The organism is Enterococcus sp. SMC-9, from assembly GCF_021011285.1.
Classification (GTDB): domain Bacteria; phylum Bacillota; class Bacilli; order Lactobacillales; family Enterococcaceae; genus Enterococcus_C; species Enterococcus_C montenegrensis.
The window spans coordinates 77981-94842 of sequence record NZ_JAILYE010000001.1; the positions used below are offsets into that span (position 1 = coordinate 77981).

Annotated in this window: 21 protein-coding genes and 1 tRNA gene; 3 read left to right on the forward strand and 19 right to left on the reverse strand. The window is 37.7% G+C overall.

Features of this window, described 5'->3' with window-relative positions; all coding sequences use genetic code 11:
- Positions 1-34: 34 nt before the first annotated feature.
- Genes yqeK through K4422_RS00395 form a run of 5 tightly spaced genes read right to left on the reverse strand, consistent with a single transcriptional unit; the run spans position 35 to position 3229 of the window.
- Entirely contained in the window at positions 35-625 is a 591-nt protein-coding gene (gene yqeK, locus K4422_RS00375) for a bis(5'-nucleosyl)-tetraphosphatase (symmetrical) YqeK (RefSeq protein WP_206904017.1), read from the reverse strand.
- Positions 615-1214, reverse strand: a complete 600-nt coding sequence (locus tag K4422_RS00380) for a nicotinate-nucleotide adenylyltransferase (protein WP_230708983.1) — start codon at positions 1212-1214, stop codon at positions 615-617. The genes yqeK and K4422_RS00380 overlap by 11 nt, the downstream gene beginning before the upstream one ends.
- Positions 1215-1265: 51 nt before the next feature.
- Complete coding sequence (gene yhbY / locus K4422_RS00385) at positions 1266-1577, reverse strand: ribosome assembly RNA-binding protein YhbY (protein WP_230708495.1); 312 nt, start codon at positions 1575-1577, stop codon at positions 1266-1268.
- A gap of 13 nt (positions 1578-1590) precedes the next feature.
- A complete protein-coding gene (gene yqeH / locus K4422_RS00390; RefSeq protein WP_230708496.1) occupies positions 1591-2706 on the reverse strand; it encodes a ribosome biogenesis GTPase YqeH in 1116 nt (371 codons plus the stop codon).
- Positions 2699-3229: a YqeG family HAD IIIA-type phosphatase gene (locus K4422_RS00395; RefSeq protein ID WP_206904002.1), complete on the reverse strand. Its 531-nt coding sequence runs from the start codon at positions 3227-3229 to the stop codon at positions 2699-2701. The genes yqeH and K4422_RS00395 overlap by 8 nt, the downstream gene beginning before the upstream one ends.
- A 243-nt stretch (positions 3230-3472) precedes the next feature.
- On the opposite strand from K4422_RS00395, the gene K4422_RS00400 reads away from it, so the two are divergent.
- From K4422_RS00400 to K4422_RS00410, 3 genes are all read left to right on the forward strand, one after another.
- Positions 3473-3543, forward strand: a tRNA-Gly gene (locus tag K4422_RS00400).
- 190 nt (positions 3544-3733) lie between these two features.
- Positions 3734-4588 carry an aminoglycoside phosphotransferase family protein gene (locus K4422_RS00405; protein WP_230708497.1) on the forward strand — a complete coding sequence of 285 codons (855 nt, stop codon included), beginning with the start codon at positions 3734-3736 and terminating at the stop codon, positions 4586-4588.
- Between the two features lie 184 nt (positions 4589-4772).
- The gene (locus K4422_RS00410) at positions 4773-5060 is read left to right on the forward strand and encodes a hypothetical protein (RefSeq protein ID WP_206903992.1); all 288 of its coding nucleotides are present in this window, start codon (positions 4773-4775) and stop codon (positions 5058-5060) included.
- 76 nt (positions 5061-5136) lie between these two features.
- Here the strand turns inward: K4422_RS00410 and K4422_RS00415 are convergent, their stop codons facing one another.
- The 14 genes from K4422_RS00415 to K4422_RS00480 form a co-directional block, all read right to left on the reverse strand.
- Entirely contained in the window at positions 5137-5871 is a 735-nt protein-coding gene (locus K4422_RS00415; protein WP_230708498.1) for an amino acid ABC transporter ATP-binding protein, read from the reverse strand.
- 23 nt (positions 5872-5894) lie between these two features.
- On the reverse strand, positions 5895-6584 hold the full coding sequence (locus tag K4422_RS00420; RefSeq protein ID WP_230708500.1) for an amino acid ABC transporter permease: 690 nt from the start codon (positions 6582-6584) through the stop codon (positions 5895-5897).
- Between the two features lie 15 nt (positions 6585-6599).
- Entirely contained in the window at positions 6600-7409 is an 810-nt protein-coding gene (locus K4422_RS00425; protein WP_230708502.1) for a transporter substrate-binding domain-containing protein, read from the reverse strand.
- A gap of 404 nt (positions 7410-7813) precedes the next feature.
- Complete coding sequence (locus K4422_RS00430; RefSeq protein ID WP_230708504.1) at positions 7814-8380, reverse strand: NUDIX hydrolase; 567 nt, start codon at positions 8378-8380, stop codon at positions 7814-7816.
- A gap of 126 nt (positions 8381-8506) precedes the next feature.
- Entirely contained in the window at positions 8507-9289 is a 783-nt protein-coding gene (locus K4422_RS00435) for an acetyl-CoA carboxylase carboxyl transferase subunit alpha (RefSeq protein ID WP_230708506.1), read from the reverse strand.
- Entirely contained in the window at positions 9286-10152 is an 867-nt protein-coding gene (gene accD / locus K4422_RS00440; RefSeq protein ID WP_206903986.1) for an acetyl-CoA carboxylase, carboxyltransferase subunit beta, read from the reverse strand. Before accD ends, K4422_RS00435 begins: the two co-directional genes overlap by 4 nt.
- Before the next feature lie 11 nt (positions 10153-10163).
- On the reverse strand, positions 10164-11528 hold the full coding sequence (locus K4422_RS00445) for an acetyl-CoA carboxylase biotin carboxylase subunit (RefSeq protein ID WP_206903985.1): 1365 nt from the start codon (positions 11526-11528) through the stop codon (positions 10164-10166).
- Between the two features lie 8 nt (positions 11529-11536).
- The gene (gene fabZ / locus K4422_RS00450) at positions 11537-11956 is read right to left on the reverse strand and encodes a 3-hydroxyacyl-ACP dehydratase FabZ (RefSeq protein WP_230708986.1); all 420 of its coding nucleotides are present in this window, start codon (positions 11954-11956) and stop codon (positions 11537-11539) included.
- Positions 11957-11968: 12 nt separating this feature from the next.
- On the reverse strand, positions 11969-12463 hold the full coding sequence (gene accB / locus K4422_RS00455; protein ID WP_230708508.1) for an acetyl-CoA carboxylase biotin carboxyl carrier protein: 495 nt from the start codon (positions 12461-12463) through the stop codon (positions 11969-11971).
- A gap of 5 nt (positions 12464-12468) precedes the next feature.
- The gene (gene fabF, locus K4422_RS00460) at positions 12469-13704 is read right to left on the reverse strand and encodes a beta-ketoacyl-ACP synthase II (RefSeq protein ID WP_230708510.1); all 1236 of its coding nucleotides are present in this window, start codon (positions 13702-13704) and stop codon (positions 12469-12471) included.
- 47 nt (positions 13705-13751) lie between these two features.
- Positions 13752-14489: a 3-oxoacyl-[acyl-carrier-protein] reductase gene (gene fabG / locus K4422_RS00465; RefSeq protein WP_230708512.1), complete on the reverse strand. Its 738-nt coding sequence runs from the start codon at positions 14487-14489 to the stop codon at positions 13752-13754.
- A gap of 20 nt (positions 14490-14509) precedes the next feature.
- Positions 14510-15445, reverse strand: coding sequence for an ACP S-malonyltransferase (gene fabD / locus K4422_RS00470; protein ID WP_230708513.1), 936 nt, complete (start codon positions 15443-15445; stop codon positions 14510-14512).
- A 159-nt stretch (positions 15446-15604) separates the two neighbouring features.
- Entirely contained in the window at positions 15605-15832 is a 228-nt protein-coding gene (locus K4422_RS00475; protein ID WP_071864750.1) for an acyl carrier protein, read from the reverse strand.
- Between the two features lie 54 nt (positions 15833-15886).
- On the reverse strand, positions 15887-16855 hold the full coding sequence (locus K4422_RS00480; RefSeq protein WP_230708514.1) for a beta-ketoacyl-ACP synthase III: 969 nt from the start codon (positions 16853-16855) through the stop codon (positions 15887-15889).
- Between the last annotated feature and the right edge of the window lie 7 nt (positions 16856-16862).

A 16862-nucleotide genomic window follows, 5' to 3' on the forward strand; every position in this document is an offset into this window, starting at 1 on the left:
GTTCCCTCCTATATTTGGTGTTACGTTATTTTAGTTAAGCGTGATTTGCGACCCACTTATTATATGTCTCAATTGTTTTTGGATAAATGGGCTTGTTTTGTTCAATTAGATAGGTCAGTGTATGCTTTGTTTCATAAGCAACAGCCTCATCTAAATTAATTAATGCTATTTCCCGTGCTTTTTTAACCCCTGGAAAGTCTCGTCCAGGTTCAATAAAGTCCGCTACATAAATGATTTTTGCCAAAAGTGACATTTCAGCTGCACCGGTAGTATGCAACGCAATCGCTGTTAAAATTTCTTCGTCATCAATTTCTAACTCTCGCTGAACAAAGTCAGCCCCCACAATGCCGTGCCAAATGGCGTTACCCCAGTTTAACAAGTCCAAATCAAAACCATCACGACGAATAACCAATTGAAATTCATCGTCGCTTCTTTCTTTAGCGTAGTCATGCGTCAAAGCAGCAATACTTGCTTTTTCTGGTGAAGCACCATATTTACTTGCCAAGGCAATCGCAGTTTCTTCCACACCCAAAACGTGTTTAAAGCGTTTTTCACTCATTTGCATCTGAACTTTTTGCATCAGTAATTTTCGATCCATCGCCGTATAATTATCACTATATTTCATCAAGATACAGCCCCTTTTCTAAAATATAGTTTAACACAGGATCTGGCAGAAAGTAGCGCGCCGAGCACCCCTGGGCAATCTTTTTACGAATCAGAGACGAACTCAAATCCATCTGTGGAATGTCCACCCAAATAATTGGATACGGACTTTCTTGACTGTACTCAGGACGTTTAACGCCTACAAATTGAACTAAATCAGCCAACTCATCAATTTGACGCCATTTCGGTAGATAAGCCACCATATCGCCACCAATAATAAAATAAAAATCAGTATCTGGATTTTGTTCTTTTAAAATCTTCATGGTATCAATCGTATAACTAACACCTTGCCGTCTAATTTCAACATCCTCTACTTTTAAGCGTGGATTATCTTGAACAGCTAACTTTAACATTTCTATGCGATGGTGGGCTGAAATTGTCTTTTTTGCATCAATATGAGGGGGCAGATACTCTGGCATTAGACGTACTTCATCTAAACCTAAAAGTTGTCCTACTTGGTCTGCAATAATTAAATGCATCACATGTACCGGATTAAAGTTCCCACCTAAAATACCAACTTGTTTACGACGCTTGTTGTTTAGCGGTGCCATTTTTACTTGCGGTACGACACCAACTGCCACTTTTTGCATCTGCCAAACCTCCTAAATTGCTTTTACTTCTTTTGAAATTCTTTGATATTTTTCTTTGCTGCTTGGTCGGTATAAGACTAAAACACGGCCGATAATCTGAACAACTTGACAGTGTACTTCCTCTGTTAAAATATGTGCGACATCAGTTGCAATCTCATCTGTATTTTGTAGCAAAGAAACTTTAATTAGTTCCCTTTTTTCCAACGCTTCTCCAATTTGGGTAATCATTGGACCACTAATGCCGCCTTTTCCTATTTGAAAAATTGGCTGTAGGTGATGCGCTTTGCTTCTTAAAAAGCGTTTTTGTTTTCCTCGTAATTCCATAGTTGCCTTCTTTCTAAATCAATGATTTTCTGGTTAAGACCGCAACACCCTTAGGCGCCCAACCGGCAATAACACATGGATTAGTAATTGTAATCCAGCCCAGCCCAGCAAAGACAATATCTGTTTTTTCTTTAATTGAAAATTCAAAACGTTGTAAAGGTGGAAAATCTGCTACTTCTTCTGGGCGTGGCGGTTGTAATAGCCCCCCCACGTGTTTTTCATAAAAAGCGTCAGCATTTGGTAATTTTGTCCGGTGAATTTCCACATCATTTGAAACATATGTTACAAATGAGCTACGCTCACCTTTAATAAAATCAAAACGTGCCAAACCACCCAAAAAGAGCGTTTGCTCAGGATTTAACTGGTAAACTTTAGGCTTAACTTCTTTTTGTGGTGCAACAATTTTTAAATCTTGCGCACCTAAGTAATGCGCCATTTGTTCACGATGAATAATCCCTGGTGTATCAATCAAAAAGTGTCCATCTTCTAATGGAATTTCAATTTTATCTAACGTTGTGCCTGGAAAGCGTGAAGTTGTAATCAAGTCTTTGACACCAGCAGTCTGCTTAATGATTTGATTGATTAGCGTTGATTTTCCAACATTCGTCACACCGACAATATAAACATCCCGCCCATCACGATATTTTTCGATTGTATCTAACAGTTCTGTCATCTCTTGTGGTTTCTTGGCACTCGTCAATAAAACATCCACGGGACGCAGACCCATTTCGTGAGCTCTTTCCCGCATCCATTGCGTCATTTTCCCTCGTTTTAACGACTTTGGTAAAATGTCGACTTTATTTCCCACCATCAACACGGGATTATCACCGACAAAACGATGTAATCCGGGAATAAGTGAGCCATTAAAATCAAAAATATCAACGACATTTACAATTAAAGCATCTTTTTGCCCCAATTCATTTAATAAGCGTAGAAAATCATCATCTGTTAAAGCGACTGGTTGAATTTCATTGTAGTGTCGCAAGCGAAAACAACGTTGACAATACACTTCACCCGTTTCAAGCCCTTTATCTAGCGCCGATTGTGGCGTATAACCTAACTCACCTGGATGTTGTGTTTGAATTTCGGCACCACAGCCAATACAATAAATTGTTTCAGTTTCAGTCATTTAATTCACCTTGCCATTTCATATCCGGATTATTTTTTTGTAAATGCTTCATGATTTTCCGTTCAAAAAAGCGATTGATCCGCGTATTCCAGCCGTCTGTTGCCACAACTGGCTTCACCAAAATACTTTTAACGCCTGCTCTATTAGCTCCACGAATATCTGTCATAATTTGATCGCCCACCATTACGACATCTTCTTTTTTCATTCCCAGCTTTTGGTAGCCCGCCTTAATCCCTCTTGCAAAAGGTTTTAAAGCTCTGGAAACAAAATCTAAACCAAAAGGTGCTAATGCATGGGCAATGCGTTCATGATTATTGTTAGAAACGACAACAACAGGAATTTTAGCAGCATCCATTTGTTTTAGCCATTGGCGTAACTCTTCGGTCCCATTGGGATTATTCCAAGCGATTAAAGTATTATCTAAATCTGTTAAAACAGCTTTAATGCCGTGTTTTTTTAATTGTTCCGGTGTAATCTGATAGATGGCCGAAACCATCCACGTTGGTTTATATTCCTGAAACATAGGTGCTCCTTTACTCAAAAAATGAAGGAGTACCGTGTACTCCTCAAACCGAAATTATACTATAAAATGTGTCATAATTCTAGCTTTCGTAATTTTCATCCTCATTATTTCAAACTTTATTAAAAATAGACGCCTAATTTAAAAAAATAGTCGATAATTTTGAGAGTTTAAAAATAATTTTTTTTAATTGCTAACAAATCACTTGCCGGAAAATAAAAAAAGCTATATACTATTTCTTGTCTTGCGGGTGTAGTTTAGTGGTAAAACAGAAGCTTCCCAAGCTTCCGTCGCGAGTTCGATTCTCGTCACCCGCTTTTATTATAGGTTTACAAACTGTGTTTTCATACAGATTTGTAAACTTTTTTTATTTATTGCACAAAAAGTACCCAAAGTTTTTTATAGTCTCAGCTTTACATATGAATTTTATCGATTTCTTCACTCGTAATTGCCTGACTCACTAACAATTAATGGGTCAAAATCAGCTTTTTTTAAAGGAGAACCCCGATGCTAACGCTTGCTTCAGTTAAAAATTTAATTTCACACCAATTTCCCCAATGGCAAGATCTCGAGATTACCTTTGTCAAAAATAGCGGACATGATAACCAAACCTTCCGTTTGGGTCAAAATATGACAATCCGCCTGCCACGTTCAGCAAAGTATGAACCGCAAATAAAAAAGGAAAGTGTTTGGCTACCTGTCTTAGCTAAACACTTGAGTTTTCATATTCCAACACCACTTGGTTTAGGTCATCCTAGTGTCTTATATCCTTCTTTTTGGTCAGTCAACCAGTTCATTTCCGGAGAAACACTTACAAGAAAAAACGTTGCCAATCTTTCTTTATTAGCCTTGGATTTAACTAAATTTTTAGTGGAGTTGCAAAAAGTACCTATTACAACTGCACCAGCTGCAGGAAATCACAATTTTTTTAGAGGTGCCAGTCCTAGTGTTTATCATGACGAAGTTATAAGTACTTTCACCACTTTGCAAAACGATTTACCCATAAAGCAATTAGAAAAAATTTGGCTAAATGCCATTACTTCTTCTTGGGAACACGAACCTGTTTGGCTTCACGGCGATATCGCACCAGGAAATTTGATTGTACAAAAAGGTCGACTTCATGGCGTCATTGATTTTGGCATCATGGCCGTTGGCGACCCTGCTTGTGATTACGCTATGGCTTGGAGCTTTTTTGAAAAAGATAGCCGCTCGGTTTTTCTCGCAAATTTAGATGAAAAGCTCATAAATCGGGCCAAGGGCTGGGCACTTTGGAAAGCACTGATAACCTATCGTAATCCAAATACGAAAATTGCAGCCAATGCAGCGTATACGTTGCAGCAAATTTTATTAGATTCAAAATAACTGATAGACTTCTCATTTAAAAAATGTCATTTCTGTCGAATATCACAAGTTATGTTATACTAAAAAAAGGTGATATTCATGCGAAAATTTCTTGCAGGATTATGGACTTTCTTTTTATATCTCATTTTATTTTTATTTGTAATTGGTATTTTAATTTTAATTTTCAGATGAAGGAGCGAAGCATATGGAAATCTTTGGAAATCAAGCTGCTTTTTTGGAGGACTACAAACGAATTGTTAAGACTAAAGATATGACTGACGAAATGATCATAGATAAAGTAGCCGAAGCATTGCCTACTGCACCTAATTTCCAAATTATTGCAACTAGCGATGAAACAAAACTAGGCCAACGAATTTGTTTTCCTTTCAAACAAGAAATTTGTTCTACTGATCCAGATGGCGTTGTCACAACACGCTACATCTATGTCGGTTCACCTTTTGAATTAGATACAAAAACTGACGAACAACCTTAAAAAAACAAGGATATGTTTTCTTGCAAGTGCTAGTTATTCCTGGCAACTTATTTGAAACATATCCTTGTTTTTTTATTTAGGATAAAACTTTTGATAAAAAATCAGCGGTCCGTTTATTTTGCGGATGATCAAAAAGTTCTGTCGGTGTTCCTTCTTCTCGAATAATTCCTTCGTCCATAAACAAGACACGATCGCCTACCTCTTTAGCAAAGCCCATTTCATGGGTAACAATCACCATTGTCATCCCTTCTTTAGCTAAGTCTTGCATAACTTGTAGAACTTCACCCACCATTTCTGGATCAAGCGCTGAGGTTGGTTCGTCAAAAAGCATGACATCTGGTTGCATGGCTAACGCTCTGGCAATAGCTATTCGTTGTTTTTGACCACCGGATAACGACTGGGGATAGGCCATAGCTTTATCAGCTAAGCCAACTTTTCGTAATAACTCTCGGGCAATTGTTTCAGCTTCAGCATTGGTGATGTTTTTAACTTTCCGAGGTGCTAACGTAATATTATCTAAAACCTTCATATTAGGAAATAAATTAAAATTTTGAAAAACCATCCCCATCTTTTCGCGCATTTGGTACAAATCATTTTTTGAATCGGTTATATTTTGATTTTCAAAAAATATTTCACCTTGTGTCGGCGTCTCTAATAAATTCAAACAACGTAAAAAAGTACTTTTGCCTGAACCTGATGGCCCAATGACGACCACAACTTCACCTTTTTGAATTTGTGTATCAATTCCTTTCAAAACCTTGTTATTTTTAAAAGACTTATGCAGACCTTTGACATCAATTAAAACAGACATACTCCTCCTCCTTTAAATTCCACTTATCGACTATAGCCAACGCCCATCTTTTGTTCCCACCAGGCCAAAATTCGCCCCGTTGAAAAAGTGATAACAAAATAAATGGCGGCTGCTACAAAATAAGGTTCCAGTGGAATATAAGAATTAGTAATAACAATTTGGGCAGTATTCATCAGCTCATAAATGCCAATTGTAGAAAGTAATGATGAATCTTTAATCAAAATAATAAACTCATTTCCCATTGGTGGTAAAATATTTCGTAAAGCTTGTGGAAAGATAACATAACGCATTGCCTGCATCGGTTTTAACCCTAAAGAGCCTGCCGCTTCACTTTGGCCGCTGTCCACCGATTGAATGCCTCCCCGCACTATTTCAGCGACATAAGCACCCGAATTTAAGGAAATAACAATAATCCCTGGAATTAGACGAGTAAAATCTAATTTTAAAATACCAATATCAATTGTCGGTGCAGAAAAAGTTCCTTGCAACAAGACAAAACCAATCATAATTTGAATCAGCATTGGCGTGCAGCGGAATAATTCAATATAAATATTTGCCAGCCATCTTAATGGCGCTACAAAACTAAGTTTGGCCAATGCCATTAGAACTCCGATGATGGTCCCAATAATAATTGTTACTACTGAGATGATTAGCGTAATAACCGTTCCATATAAGAAATACGGATAATATTCAGTTAAAAAAGAAAAATCCATTTTCATTCCCCATTTTTATTCTTTGGTTGTTTTATTTGCGATCGCTGTATTTTCATTGACATATTTTTCGATTTCCCCTGAATCAATTAATTCCTTAATAATTTTGTCAATTTCACTTTTCAAAGTATCGCTGCCTTTTTGCATTGCAATCGCATAAGCTTCATCTTCACTGGATTTTAAATCAATTGTCGCAAATTGCAATTCCGGATTTTGCGCTATATAAGCAGCACCTACAGTTTCCTCCACAACTAATGCATCAATTGAACCTTGTTTTACTTCTAAAATTAAATTGGGAACTTTTGCTACAGAAACAATTTGTGGGTCTTGCATTTGTTCTTTGACGATATCTTCTTGAATGGAGCCTTTTTGTGCTCCGATTTTCTTTCCTTTTAGACTGGCGATAGAATTATAGTTGGCGGCATTTTTTTTGTTAATGACAACTTTTTGAGGGGGATTATAATAGTTGGCCGAAAAGTCAAAGGATTTTTGACGTTCAGGTGTAGCAGAGATACCGGCAATACCAAGATCAACTTTACCTTCTTTTAAGGTAGCTAAGACCGCATTAAATTCCATATCTTCAATTTTTAATTTCACGCCTAATTTATCAGCAAGCGCTTGTGCCAAATCCATATCCGCCCCGACAATTTTATCTTTGCCATCAACCATCGTATGAAATTCAAACGGCGCAAACTCAGCTGAAGTACCAACTTTCAGTACACCACTTTCTTTAATGGCAGCCAATTTATCCTCTTCTTTTTTACTGCCACAGGCCGTTAATAAAAAACAGATCCCTACAATTGCTAAACTTGTCAAAAACTTTTTCATCCAATCACTCCTAATAAATATATATTCACTTTTAATCTCTTTATTGAGAATATATACATATTAGCACAAGGTTTTTTCAAATGCACGCTTTTTCTGAATTTTTTCACTAAAGATACGTATATTATTTCATAGCTAAATTCAACTTTTTTTATCATTATCAAATAAATCCCATTATTTCAGCATTTCCAACGAAAATAATTTTAAGAGAAATTTCCCTCAACTTTAAAATATACATTTTTTATACAAAAAAATAGATTTAGAACAAAAATTCCCTAATTTTCATCCTAAATCTATTTATAATCAAACAGCAACGACTAAAAGTTTTTCAAGACACTAAAGATAAATTTCATTTACTCCTCAGGATATCTCAATTACTTCCTTCAGTCTTCTATTTTCGAGCGGGTCTATTCTTTAAATTTTTTAGCTTTGTTCATTAGTTTGCGATAATAAGGATGCATCGCAACTTCTGCCACTGCTTGTTCTAATTTATCGGCAGCAATCCACTTCACATCGCTATTTTCATCCGGTTTAATTTGTAAATTTTGTGTTTCTGGTGCTACAAAAAGATAGGTGGTGTTGATGTGATTGTGCTCTTTAATAAATTTTCCATTTTTATAATGTGCAGGTACTGGTAAAATATCAAAAGAAAATAACTTCTCAGTAACTACTTGATAATTTTTGATTCCCGTTTCTTCCACCAATTCTTTTTTTGCGACTTGTAATAAATCACTCATTCCATCTGCATGCCCTCCTGTCCATGCATAAGATTGATAAATATTGTGATAAATCATTAAGGTCTTATCATAGTCTGGGTTAACTACCCAAGCAGAAGATGAAAAATGATAGTCCAGATTTTCTCGTGTGAGCAAGTTTTCTTGGTATCGAATTTGTTCCATAAATAACTTCTTATCCGCAACTTCTTGTGTCGTAGCCGGTTGATAGGCTGTAATTGCAGCGATAATTGCTTCCATGGTGTACTCCTTTGTAGATTTTATTTACTTGATTTTATCATATTTTTTATTTATACAGCTTCTGTTTTCATTACTATCACCGCAAAAAGACGTATCATTTCCTGTTTTAGGAAATGATACGTCTTTTTAATACTTACGGAAGCGTTCATAGCGCTCGTTCAATAAAGTTTCGACGTCCTTTTGTGCTAAGACAGTTAATTTTGCAGCAAGCTCCTGCTGCATGTACTGAACTATCGTTTCTTGTGGCAAAGTTATTCCCTCTTTTGTCTCGGGAATAACTTTTTCAATTACATTTAAATCATATAATTCTTGGGCCGTAATTTTCATCAATGCAGCCGCTTCGTTAGCGCGACTACCATCTTTCCACAAAATAGAAGCAAAACCTTCCGGCGATAAAATTGCATAAATAGAATGCTCCATCATCCATACTTCATCACCCACAGCCAAGGCCAAGGCACCTCCACTACCACCTTCGCCAATGATAATCGCAATAATCGGAACCTTCAAATCAGACATTTCCATCAGGTTTTTGGCAATCGCTTCACCTTCGCCTCTTTCTTCAGCACCGATTCCACAATATGCACCAGCAGTATTAATGAAAGTAATCACCGGACGCTGAAATTTTTCCGCCTGTTTCATTAATCGCAAGGCCTTACGATAACCTTCAGGATGGGGCGAACCAAAATTGGTTTGCAAATTTTCCTGCAGATCCCGCCCTTTTTGAATCCCTATAACCGTGACCGGTTTTTTATTTAATGTCGCGATGCCACCGACCACTGCTTGATCATCTGCAAAGAGTCGGTCTCCATGGAATCCTTCATAGTCCTCAAAAATTAAATCAAAAAATTCTAAAGCAGTCAGCCGTTCTTTGCCGCGGGCCAACTGCACAATCTCGTGAGCCGCGGTCATTTAGCCAACCACCCTTCTGTCGTGTGTAATTTCAACAAATGTTCAATTTTATTCTTTAACTCGATACGTGGAACAATTTGATCGACAAAACCATGTTCTAACAAAAATTCTGCTTTTTGGAAGTCCTCGGGTAATTCTTGTTTAATCGTTTGTTCGATTACGCGACGACCAGCAAAGCCAATTAGACTTTGTGGTTCTGCCAAGATAATATCCCCTTCCATGGCAAAACTCGCCGTCACGCCACCTGTTGTCGGATCTGTCAAAACCGTTAAGTAAAATAGTCCAGCATTACTATGGCGTTTTACTGCCGCTGAAATTTTTGCCATTTGCATTAGAGAAAAAATTCCTTCTTGCATTCTGGCTCCCCCTGAAGCTGTAAAAATCACTACAGGTAATCTTCTTTCAAGTGCTTTTTCAAATAGACGGGTGATTTTTTCGCCGACGATTGTCCCCATACTCCCCATAATAAAATGCGGATCCATAATTCCTAGTGCTAAAGGCAGACCGTTGATTGTTGCTTCGCCGGTTAATACCGCTTCATGTAAGCCGGTTTTCTTTTGCGTCTGTCTTATTTTCTCTTTATAACCTGGAAAATTCAGTGGATCTTTAGTAAAAATATCAACGTCCCACTCATCAAAACTTTTTTCATCAATCGTAATTGCGATTCTTTCCCAAGCGCTAATTCTAAAATTATAACCACAATATGGACAGATTTTTTCTACCCCAATATCTTTGGTATAAAGCATATGTTTGCAATTCGGACATTTTGCCCACAAATTATCTGGAACCTGTGGTTTTTGATTTGTCCCCTGCGTACGGTTGGGATTGATCCGAATATATTTTTTCTTTTTGAATAAAGCCAAATAAATCCCTCCTATGCTTCAGGTGTCCACTCTGGTAAAAAGATAGTTTGTAAAAAGGCAGTATCATAATCACCGGCAATCACATTCGGATGAGAAATTAAATCCATTTGAAATTCGGCATTGGTCGTCACGCCATCTGTGACTAATTCTCCTAGTGCCCGTTGCATTTTCATTAATGCTTCAAAACGTGTTTGCCCATGAACTATAACTTTTGCAATCATGGAGTCATAATAAGGCGGGATTGTATATCCAGAATACATCCCACTTTCAACACGTAAGCCTAGTCCACCACTAGGTAAAAAGAGATTGTGAATTGTACCTGGAGCTGGCGCAAAATTAAAAGCAGGGTTTTCTGCATTAATTCGACATTCAATGGCATGGCCACTGATTGTTATCTCACTTTGTTTTAAAGTTAATTTTTCACCAGCGGCAATTTCCAATTGTTTTTTTACAAGATCAATCCCCGTAATCATTTCAGTAATTGGGTGTTCGACTTGAATTCGGGTATTCATTTCCATAAAATAAAAAGAACCACTCTCATCCATTAAAAATTCAATTGTACCTGCATTACGATAGTTAACCGCTTTTGCAGCCCGTACAGCCGCTGCCCCTAATTCCGAGCGTTTTTGCTTGGAAATCACAACAGACGGTGCTTCTTCCAAAACTTTTTGATTATTACGTTGCAACGAGCAATCTCGCTCACCTAAATGAATAATATTGCCATAATCATCACCTAAAATCTGAACTTCGATATGACGAGCTGGGTAGACAATTTTTTCCAAATACATAGCATCATTACCAAAAGCTGCTTTTGCTTCTTGTTGGGCGGATTTAAAATGTTGCGGTAATTCCTCTTGTGTCATCACTTTGCGGATACCTTTACCACCACCACCTGCAGCTGCTTTTAACATTACTGGATAACCAATTTCATCAGCCAATGCCAATGCCTCAGCAACAGTATCTAATGCACCTTCACTGCCTGGAATAACCGGAACGTCTGCTTTTATCATTAGTTGTCGTGCATTAATTTTGTTTCCCATGGCATCAATCGTCTCACTTTTAGGTCCAATAAAAGTAATGTTGCATTCTTCACACATTTCAGCAAAGCGACTGTTTTCAGATAAAAAGCCAAAGCCCGGATGAATCGCTTCTGCTTTTGTGACAATTGCAGCACTTAAAATTTGTTGAACATTCAAATAAGAATCACTGGCCTTGGCAGGACCGATACAGATTGCCTCATCTGCCATTTCGGCATGGAGTGCATTTTTATCTGCTTCAGAGTATACAGCAACCGTTTGAATTCCTAGTTCACGACACGCCCGAATAACGCGTACCGCAATTTCTCCACGATTTGCAATTAAAACTTTTGAAAACATACATTCACCTATCCAATCATAAAGGTTAATTCTGCTTCAGCAGCTTTTTTTCCATCAACATAAGCGATACCTTTGCCGATTCCAGCTGAAGCTTTAACTTTTAAGATTTCAACTTCCAACATTAATGTATCTCCAGGTACGACTTTACGACGGAATTTCGCCTTATCAATCCCACCAAAATAAGCTGTTTTTCCTTTAAAATCTGGTAAAGAAAGTAATGCCACTGCACCTGCTTGGGCCAAGGCTTCAATAATTAATACCCCTGGCATAACCGGCTCTTGCGGAAAATGACCTTGAAAGAAAGGCTCATTTACGGTCACATTTTTCTTAGCAACAACTTTTTTACCTTCTTCTAATTCTTCTATTCGATCAATTAATAAAAAAGGATAACGATGGGGAATAATTGCTTTAATTTCTTCAATTGTCATCACTGACATGATTTAACCTTCTTTCACAACAAACAATGGCTGATTGAATTCCACCACTTGTTCATTTTCCACTAAAATTTGAACGATTTCGCCAGTAATGTCACTGACGATCTCATTCATGACTTTCATCGCTTCAATAATGCAAAGAACTTCGCCTTTTTCCACTTTATCACCAACTTTTTTGAAAGCTGGCTGATCTGGACCACTTTGTAAGTAGCAGACACCTACTAATGGAGAGACAATTTCTGTACCTGTTACTTTAATATCTTCTGAAGGTGCTATTGGTGTAATAGCGGCAGCATCTAAAGACTCATTGTCCAAACCAAAATTTGCTGCTGGTGGCGTTGTGCCTTGCGATTTAATTTCTTGTGGTGCAGAAGTATTCTGACTTCGCACTTGTTGATTTTTATTAAAGTACAATTCAAAGTTATTATCTTTTAAATCAAATTCCGTCAATGTAGACTGATCAAATTGTGTTAATAAGTCCTTAATTTCATTGATATTCACGTAAACTACGCCTCCCAACGTTTTAGACAAATCACAGCATTGTGACCGCCAAAACCTAATGAGTTACTCATAGCATATTTTAATTCTGCCTCTTTTGCTTGATTGGTAACAACATTTAAATCAATTGCAGGATCTTGCTTTGTGACATTAATGGTTGGCGGCACAAATTGATGTTGTAATGCCAAAATTGAAGCAATTGCCTCTACACCACCAGCAGCACCTAATAAGTGGCCGGTCATAGATTTCGTACTGCTAACATACGTATCTTTGTATCCTTCACCTAAGCCATATTGAATGGCCTTAGCTTCGGCTACATCATTAGCAGGAGTACTAGTTCCATGGGCATTAATATAATCTACGTCCTTTGGTGTAATACCTGCTTCTTGCATTGCCAATTTCATTGCCTTGCCAGCGCCAGAGCCATCGGGATTTGGCGCAGTCATATGATAAGCATCACAATTTGCACCATAGCCAACGATTTCAGCTAAAATATTTGCACCCCGCGCTTGTGCGTGTTCTAATGATTCTACAACAACGACACCCCCGCCTTCACCCATAACAAAACCACTACGATTTTCATCAAATGGGACAGAAGCTTTATCTGGATTACTTTCATTAGTTAGAGCGGTTAAAGCTGCAAAACCAGAGATACCAATTTCATTAATGGATGCCTCAGCACCACCGGCTAAAATAACATCTGCATAGCCGTGTTTAATATTACGAAAAGCTTCGCCAATTGAATGGGTACCAGAAGCACAAGCTGTTACAGTACTTGTACAAATACCTTTAGCACCAACTTTTAAGGCGATATTCCCTGCGACCATATTAACGATCGACATTGGTACAAACATTGGTGAAACACGTTTTGGACCTTTATCATGCATACGAATAACTTGATCTTGAATTGTCTGTAGACCCCCAATACCAGAGCTTACCATCACCCCAAAACGATCAACATCCATTTGTTTTGTGTCTAAACCAGACATTGCCACAGCTTCTAAAGCTGCATAAATTCCAAACAATGAAAATTTATCCATTCTTTTGGCGTCTTTTTTGATGAAATATTTATCAAACGGAAAGTCTTTTACTTCCGCTGCGACTGTAATACCAGTCTGGCTTGCATCAAATTGCGTGATTTCACCAATCCCATTTTTTCCTTCTTTTAAACTATCTAAAAATGTTTGGGCATCGTTACCAATTGGCGAAGCGACACCGTAACCTGTAATGACTACGCGATTCATATTGTCCTCCTTGTTAAATCTGTTTTTCTTCAAACAAACAGCCACATCTAGCCATGCATCACTAAACCACCGTCAACATTAATAACTTGACCAGTGATATACGGACTTTTAGCTAGAAAAACTGCTGTTTGGGCAATATCTGCTACTGTACCAAATTTTTGCATTGGAATATTTTGTGTCACTTGTTCTTTGACTTTATCAGAAAGAACTTCTGTCATATCAGTGGCAATAAAACCTGGTGCAATTGCATTGCAGCTAATTCCTCTAGGTGCTACTTCTCTTGCCACCGATTTGGTAAACCCAACCATCCCTGCTTTACTGGCAGCGTAATTTGCTTGGCCCGCATTGCCGATTAAACCTGAGACCGAAGACATGTTAATAATTGCACCACAACGTTTTTTCAACATTTTTTTCATAACCAATTGCGTCATATTGAAAGTTCCGCTTAAGTTAATTTTCATAACGCTCTCAAAATCTTCAGGTGTCATGCGTAATAACAGCTTATCATTGGTAATCCCTGCATTATTGATTAAGATATCAACGTTTCCTAATTGTTCTTCAACCTCTACTAATAAATTCTTAGCTGTTGTATAGTCGCTGATATCACCAGCAACGCCCATACAAAAAACACCATGAGCTTTGATTGTGTCAATTAGTTCTTGTGGAACCGGGCGTCGCCCATTCAAAATAATATTTGCACCTTCTTGACTAAAGGCTTCTGCAATTGCCCAACCAATTCCTCTGGTACTACCTGTAATTAAGACATTTTTTCCTTTAAGCTCCATCTCTTCCTCCAAAAAGGCGACTATTCGTCCGCCAAGAATGCAATTGTTTCATTTAATGTTTTGCTATCTTCTACTCGTGTTGTTGCAATTGTTTTATCTATTTTCTTTAAGAAACCACTCAACACTTTTCCCGGTCCAATTTCCACCATTTGAGTAATCCCTAATTTTTTTAATGTATCTACACTTTCATAAAAATGAACAGGTGACATTACTTGTTGCTCTAAAAGTGATTTAATTTCACTTTGTGGCATCACTTGCGCTGTTGTGTTACTGATAACAGGGACTGTCATTGGCGCAAAATTAATTTTTGCCAATTCTACTGCTAATTGCTCAGCCGCCGGTTTTAATAATGCAGTATGAAAAGGACCGCTAACATTTAATGGAATCAAACGTTTAGAACCAGCTTCCATTAATAATTCACATGCTTTATCCACAGCAGCTACTTCACCACCAATCACGATTTGTTGTGGTGTATTGTAGTTTGCCGGTGAAACAATGCCAATATCGCTGGCTTTTTGGCAACATTGTTCGATGATTTCACTTTGTGTATTCATAACTGCTACCATTTTGCCACTTCCAGCCGGGGCGGCGTTAGCCATAAAGTGACCACGTTTTGCAACTAAAGCTACTGCTGTTTTAAAATCAATTGCACCACTTGCAACTAAAGCAGAGTACTCTCCTAAGCTCAAACCACAAACTGCATCTGCTGTAAAACCTTTTGCTGACAAGAGACGCCAAAATGCGATACTAACTGTCAAAATTGCCGGTTGCGTATATTCAGTTTGATTTAATTTATCCACTTGATCTTCATCAAAGCACAATGCCGCCATATCGTACCCTAACGCTTCGCTAGCTTGGTCAAAAGTTTCCGCTACGATTTTCTCATTAGCATATAACTCTTTTCCCATGCCAGTATATTGCGCTCCTTGACCACTAAATAAAAAAGCTGTTTTCATTCATTATCCTCCGTCTTTTCATTTCAAGTCGTCATCTTAAAACAGTTTATTTTACAGTTTTCTAAGCTTTCAATTTCATTTGATTAGCTTTTCTTATAATGAAAGAAAAAATTTCTTTCATTATAAGAAAAGCCAGACTACCGCCCAGCTTAAGAGTAATTATTCAGCTTTTTGTGCTTCAACATATTTTACAAGATCAGCAACAGTTGCGATGCCTTCTTCAGTTTCAATTTTCACATCGAATTCGTCTTCGATTTCATTAATAATTTGGAATAAATCCAAGCTATCAGCTTCTAAATCTTCTTGAATGTTTGTTGTTAATTGAATTTCATCTTTTTCTTTACCTAATTCTTCTGCTACGATTTCTTGAATTTTTTCAAATACCATGTGTATTTCCTCCAATTAAATGAATTATTTTTAAGTTTATATTGCAAACAGGTTTTACAGTGTCACTTGTATAACTCCCCAAGTTAAACCACCGCCAAAGCCTGAAAACACCAATTTTTGTGTGCCATCCAGACGAATAATTCCATCTGTTACAGCTTCGTCTAAAAGAAGTGGAATACTTGCTCCAGACGTATTACCATACTTGTCCATATTTTGTAAAAAGCGTTCCCGCGGGACTTTTAGTTTTCTTGCCACTTTGTCTAAAATACGGGAATTTGCTTGATGTAGTAGATAAAAGTCAATTTCATCTTTATCTTCGGCTACTAAATTATCAATTGCCTTTACAACATCACGCGTTGCAAAATCAAAAATCTCCCGACCTTCCATTTGCAAATAAGGTGAAGCTTGTCCTTTTTTAGCGGCAAACGGGCTACCATTTTCTACATAACCTGAGGTCAGTGCTGCCCCTCTAGTGCCATCGGCTTGTAATTTTTCTTTATTAATCATTGGGAGCATGCTTGTTTCAAGTAAAACACCGGCAGCACCATCGCCAAACAAAACAGCAGTTGTGCGGTCTTGCCAATCTATACTTTTTGAAAGAACTTCGCCGCCAATGACCAGACCCTTTTGCGCCGTTGTTTGCAGTAGCTTTTCGGCCAATGATAAGGCGTAGACAAAACCTGAACACGCAGCTGATAAATCAAAGGCTAGTGCATTACGTGCGGCAATTGCCCCTTGCACTATGCATGCAACAGAAGGCGTCGCATAATCAGGTGTCATCGTTGCGACAATAATGAAATCCAATTCATCAGCAGCAACTTTACTTTTGGCTAATAATTTTTCAGCAACACCGATACATAAATCAGAAGTGTTCTCACTTGTAGCAATGCGGCGTTCTAAAATACCAGTTCGACTTTTAATCCACTCGTCTGAAGTATCCATAATTTTAGCCAAGTCATCATTTTTAATGATTTGTGGCGGAACAAAGCTAGCCGTAGCTGTAATTTTTCCGTATTTTCTCATCTTCACA

Excerpts from the sequence above, each read along its gene's own strand:
- yqeK (WP_206904017.1), bottom strand. The coding sequence starts at position 625 with ATGAAATATAGTGATAATTATACGGCGATGGATCGAAAATTACTGATG.
- K4422_RS00380 (WP_230708983.1), bottom strand. The coding sequence starts at position 1,214 with ATGGCACCGCTAAACAACAAGCGTCGTAAACAAGTTGGTATTTTAGGT.
- yhbY (WP_230708495.1), bottom strand. The coding sequence starts at position 1,577 with ATGGAATTACGAGGAAAACAAAAACGCTTTTTAAGAAGCAAAGCGCAT.
- yqeH (WP_230708496.1), bottom strand. The coding sequence starts at position 2,706 with ATGACTGAAACTGAAACAATTTATTGTATTGGCTGTGGTGCCGAAATT.
- K4422_RS00395 (WP_206904002.1), bottom strand. The coding sequence starts at position 3,229 with ATGTTTCAGGAATATAAACCAACGTGGATGGTTTCGGCCATCTATCAG.
- K4422_RS00405 (WP_230708497.1), top strand. The coding sequence starts at position 3,734 with ATGCTAACGCTTGCTTCAGTTAAAAATTTAATTTCACACCAATTTCCC.
- K4422_RS00410 (WP_206903992.1), top strand. The coding sequence starts at position 4,773 with ATGGAAATCTTTGGAAATCAAGCTGCTTTTTTGGAGGACTACAAACGA.
- K4422_RS00415 (WP_230708498.1), bottom strand. The coding sequence starts at position 5,871 with ATGTCTGTTTTAATTGATGTCAAAGGTCTGCATAAGTCTTTTAAAAAT.
- K4422_RS00420 (WP_230708500.1), bottom strand. The coding sequence starts at position 6,584 with ATGGATTTTTCTTTTTTAACTGAATATTATCCGTATTTCTTATATGGA.
- K4422_RS00425 (WP_230708502.1), bottom strand. The coding sequence starts at position 7,409 with ATGAAAAAGTTTTTGACAAGTTTAGCAATTGTAGGGATCTGTTTTTTA.
- K4422_RS00430 (WP_230708504.1), bottom strand. The coding sequence starts at position 8,380 with ATGGAAGCAATTATCGCTGCAATTACAGCCTATCAACCGGCTACGACA.
- K4422_RS00435 (WP_230708506.1), bottom strand. The coding sequence starts at position 9,289 with ATGACCGCGGCTCACGAGATTGTGCAGTTGGCCCGCGGCAAAGAACGG.
- K4422_RS00445 (WP_206903985.1), bottom strand. The coding sequence starts at position 11,528 with ATGTTTTCAAAAGTTTTAATTGCAAATCGTGGAGAAATTGCGGTACGC.
- fabZ (WP_230708986.1), bottom strand. The coding sequence starts at position 11,956 with ATGACAATTGAAGAAATTAAAGCAATTATTCCCCATCGTTATCCTTTT.
- fabF (WP_230708510.1), bottom strand. The coding sequence starts at position 13,704 with ATGAATCGCGTAGTCATTACAGGTTACGGTGTCGCTTCGCCAATTGGT.
- fabG (WP_230708512.1), bottom strand. The coding sequence starts at position 14,489 with ATGGAGCTTAAAGGAAAAAATGTCTTAATTACAGGTAGTACCAGAGGA.
- fabD (WP_230708513.1), bottom strand. The coding sequence starts at position 15,445 with ATGAAAACAGCTTTTTTATTTAGTGGTCAAGGAGCGCAATATACTGGC.
- K4422_RS00475 (WP_071864750.1), bottom strand. The coding sequence starts at position 15,832 with ATGGTATTTGAAAAAATTCAAGAAATCGTAGCAGAAGAATTAGGTAAA.
- K4422_RS00480 (WP_230708514.1), bottom strand. The coding sequence starts at position 16,855 with ATGAGAAAATACGGAAAAATTACAGCTACGGCTAGCTTTGTTCCGCCA.